The organism is Candidatus Zixiibacteriota bacterium, assembly GCA_019038695.1.
Taxonomy (GTDB): domain Bacteria; phylum Zixibacteria; class MSB-5A5; order GN15; family FEB-12; genus B120-G9.
Genome location: JAHOYZ010000057.1, coordinates 1 through 4,597, shown reverse-complemented (window position 1 = coordinate 4,597; position 4,597 = coordinate 1). Strand labels below are relative to the sequence as shown.

The window sequence follows — 4,597 nt, the reverse complement described above, 5'->3', positions numbered from 1 at the left end:
GATACCGTAGGTTTTCAACCGATCGTGTCCCAATTTCTTGATACGGGCCTTCTGTGATCCGACCAGCACGAGTGTCGTATACTCGGCTCCGAATCGTTGGTCCAGTCGGATAACGCAGGAAAGTATCTTCTGGGCTACGGTCAGAGAGTCTTCCATTTTGTCAAGTTCGCCCAGGCAGACGTCGCAGGCGGCACAGTTCTCTTTTTGAAGTTGCTGTCCGAAGTAGTTCACAATGGCCTGATGGCGGCAGGTGACACCGGTGCAGTAGTTCCATATGTGCCCAAGCTTTCGCATCGCGATTTTTCGCGGTTCAGACTCCATATCCCCCAGTAGAAACTCCCAAGTGGCGTAATCTCGACCGGAATAGAACAGGCAACACTCAGCCTCGAGGCTGTCGCGACCGGCCCGACCACTCTCCTGCTGATAGTGCTCAAGCGATTTGGGCATCCCGGCATGGACCACGTAACGCACGTTGGACTTATCGATGCCCATCCCGAAGGCGACGGTGGCAACAATGGTGTCAATCTCTTCTCTGGCGAAGGCTTCCTGGTTATTCTTCCGCTCGCTATTTTCCATCCCGGCGTGATACGGCAGAACTGAGAATCCCCGGGCAGTCATTTCACTGCACATCTGATCGACATCCTTCCGCCTGATGCAGTAGACGATGCCCGATTCGCCGCGATGTCTGCTGAGTACTTCGGCAATCTGCTCAAATCTACGGGTAAGACGCTGAATCTTGAAGTGGAGGTTGGGGCGGTCAAATGAACCGACAATCGACTCGGGGTTGTCCAGGTGGAGTTGCCGGCCAATATCGTTGCGAACCTGTTCAGTGGCAGTTGCGGTGTAGGCGTGGATCCCCGTATTTGGGAACATTTTCTTGAGAATGTCGAGTTGCCGATATTCAGGGCGAAAATCATGCCCCCACATGCTGACACAATGGGCTTCATCAACGGCAATCAGCGAAATTCTGACATCTCGAATTAAGTTGGCAAACGGTTCTGAAACAATACGTTCCGGTGCCAGATAGAGAATCTTCAGACCTCCGTTCCGTATTGCAGAAAGAACCCGCTGCTGATCTTCAGGCTGCTGAGAGCTGTCAAGCCGCGCCGCTTCGACTCCGCAGTCCCGAAGAGAATCGACCTGATCTTTCATCAATGAGATCAAGGGTGAGACGACAATGGCCATTCCGGCAAGGGCTACGGCCGGGGCCTGAAAACACAGAGATTTACCTCCCCCGGTCGGCAGCACAACGATTGAATCCCGACTTTCTTCAGCACAAAGCATCGCCTCTTTCTGTTGCGGCAGGAAATCCTGAAATCCCCAATAACGACCCAGAACCTGTCGGATTTTGGCAAGAGACTTGTCGTCGGTCATATCACACGCCGACCCGCACAACCTATTACGTTGTGATTCAATTGTTTACCCTCCATGCGTGTTGTCTTGGAAATGACTGTGTCAGTAAATATACATAGATTCTCAGATGTGGTCAACCGGCTGTATATCACATTCTGATTGGCGAGCAAAAAATATCCCTTCAGACCATCGTTATCAGAGGGAAAAGCGCAGATTATGCGACGCTTTTTTCTTGTGTTTGAACGTGTTGCCACTATATTATTGGAAATTGATAATCCACTGCTTGTACTTCTTTGATTCACACCGGATTACTCACCCAATACCTAGCCTGCATGCCTTCTCTACGGGTATTGAACACCCGCTAGTGGAAGGGCAAGCATATAAACCTTTTTGAATGCGAGTGACATCGTAGGCTGACAACTTTGGACGATAGACTGAGCGCGCGAGGGCTACGCGTACGTGCGTTTGTGTGGAAGGAGGTGGATTTACAGTTTGATGTAGCAAGGACGCGCTTCTGGACTTGCATAATGGTCAGAATACTGCGTCAGACTTTCCAGTTGTTGTAAAAGAAAACCTTATCACAAGACAGGCAAGAAGCAAATGCTTGAAAGGAGCAGAGCATGACAAGGAAATCTACTTCTTTGTTTATCCTCATCTTACTAACAGTGGCCATGCTAGCCGTCTCTGCCGATGCATCTCGGTCTACCGACCTAAGTTTCGACAAAGTCAAGGCATATGGCTTCTCTTTCCAGGAGTCAGAAAACCAGTTCCAGGCTTTCAACAGAGGCTCCAATCAGACTTCCTTAGGCACTCACACTGCCGACGGTAACTCACCGGGATACATTGTAGGCAGATCATTCGAAGACCGGCCAAACTGGTACCATCCTGGCCGTACTGTTGACTGGCGCAACGACCCGATCATTCACTTCATTTATGCTTTCCAGGGTGTTGGCGGACCTGATTACGATGTCTCCCCCCAATCTGCTATGTACGACTACTTCAATCCGTTGGTTGGGACCCAGGGTGCCTGGGGACCTACCCCGCTTCTGATGTATGGTGACCCAATCAACACCCACGGAATCATGCCGCAGTTGGCGGTTGACACAACCGGTCATGCCATGCCCGCCACCTACTGGCGGACACCGGTGGTCACCGATGATATCAGCAACTGCGAGATCTTCTGGGATGTTGCCGGGCCCGGCGCCTGGGGCACGATGCTAGGTGACACACTGCCGGCCTCGATTTCTGAGGATCCCACAGTGACACAGGGTTATCCGAAGATTGAGTTGCAGCACTACGCTGGCCAGATCATCACCCACGTTGTGGCCGTTGAGTTCATCGGTCCTACTTGCGGCTACTGGCGCCGTGTCGGCGACAACCCGACACCCGGCCCCTGGACTTACCAGCGCATAACCCAGGCCATGAACTGGTCGGGTGAGATGACTGTTGCCGCTTCCACGATGAATGGTGATGTTGCCGTTGTCTTTATGACCAACGATGGCGATGATTGTGATAATGTCGCCTATGTTGAGTCGACCGACGGTGGCGCCAGTTGGCCGGATTTGACTCCGATCACTATTATCAATGTGGATCTTGAAGGGTCCGCCTGGGTGCCCTGGTGTAATGTCGACGCCCTTTATGACACTGACGGTTATCTTCATATCGTGTACAACACGATGGAAGTGGTCGGTTGTGTTTCACAGGGTATTGACCCGGCCCGTTTGTATCACTGGACCGATCGTGTGTCCGGTGACAACGCTGGTGGCAAGCTGTCCCTGGTGGCGGTTGCCGATTTCCACGGCCTGGGCTCGATGTGTGGCCGTGCCGGTACCAACGTGGCCAACCTGGCCAAGGGTGCCATCTCCCAGTGTGACACCAACCTGGTTGTCATCTGGCAGCAGTTTGGTGATCCGGACGCCGGTGACTCACTTGACTGTCCGGTCGATAACGTCTGGACCGGTGGTTACAATACCGAAATCTACATGTCGGTTTCGTCGACACTGGACGGTGGGGCGTGGGATGCCGGTCGTAACCTGACCAACTCTCACAACCCCGACTGTGACAGCACAGCCGCCAATAACTGTGACCATGACAACTATGCTTCCCCGTCCCGTTACGCGATGGACATGTCGCTCTATGATACGACCAAGTGGGCTGCGGTTCCTGAAGCTTTCCAGGTTCGCGATGTTCTGGCTCCGGGACAGGGAGACACTCAAGGTTGGTACATCGATGTTGCGTATGTCGATGACCTCTATGCCGGTGTGGCTCGCTGGCGCGACGATGCTCCGGTGTGGACCTACAACCCGATCAAGTGGTTCCGTTTGCCCTGTGTTGATCCGATCATTAAGCCTCAGATCAACTGCAGTCATCCGGACTTCCTGGCTCCGACTAACTGGGTGAAGACCGGTACGCCGACTGTGATCGAGGACGTTACGATTCTGAATATCGGTAACGCCGATCTTATTGTTGGCACAATCGCTGCCAACGTAACGGTTGGTGATCCGAGCTGGGTGACGATTACAGGTACACCGGGTACGATTGGTATTGGTGGCGAAGGTTACTTCGACGTCAACCTCAACCCGGGCGGTATTGTCACAACCCAGACCGCTCTGGAAGCAGAGATAACTATCGCTTCCAACGATCCTGATCGTCCACTTATCACGGCTTTTGAGATTGCTACCGTGATCGCCGACACGGTTGTGCAGGTGATTTGGGATACGGTCAATAATGCCTCCAACTTTGCTTTGACCTGTGCCAATCAGGGTCAACTTGGCCACAGCGGCTGGGGCAATGTCAATATGGATTTTGTCCATACTGATTCCTCCGGACCGGAATGTACTCTCACTGACGAAGACTATGCTACCGAGCACGTCTACTTGTATGACGCCTGTCCGGTCATGATGATTGACGACAGTGAAGCCTTCGGTACCTATGCCTGGAACCCGTTCTGGGTCCCGGCACGGTCAAGCGAACACGACTTCCGTCCGATCCCCGGAACCGGTCCGTCCAAGAGCACCGGTGATGACTATATGGAGCATGTCTCTGACGTGTTTGTAACCCCTGATACCTCGATCCAATTGCTGAAGCATACCTACATTGTGGATGGCAATAGTTTCGTGGTCGAAGGTTACAAGATCGTAGCTGATGCCACGACCGATATGTACTTCGGCGAGTGGATTGACTGGGATGTCCCGACTCTGGGTACCGGTAATCAGGGTGGCACTGTTGCCGCTCCTGGTGGTGT

General features: G+C 52.9%; 2 protein-coding genes. One reads left to right on the top strand and one right to left on the bottom strand.

The window, feature by feature from the left end:
• Nucleotides 1–1,374: RecQ family ATP-dependent DNA helicase (locus tag KOO62_13680; GenBank protein ID MBU8935032.1), on the bottom strand; the 1,374-nt coding region annotated here is incomplete at its 3' end.
• 599 nt (nucleotides 1,375–1,973) lie between these two features.
• Here KOO62_13680 and KOO62_13675 point away from each other — a divergent pair.
• The coding region (locus KOO62_13675) for a hypothetical protein (protein ID MBU8935031.1) at nucleotides 1,974–4,597 on the top strand (2,624 nt) is incomplete at its 3' end.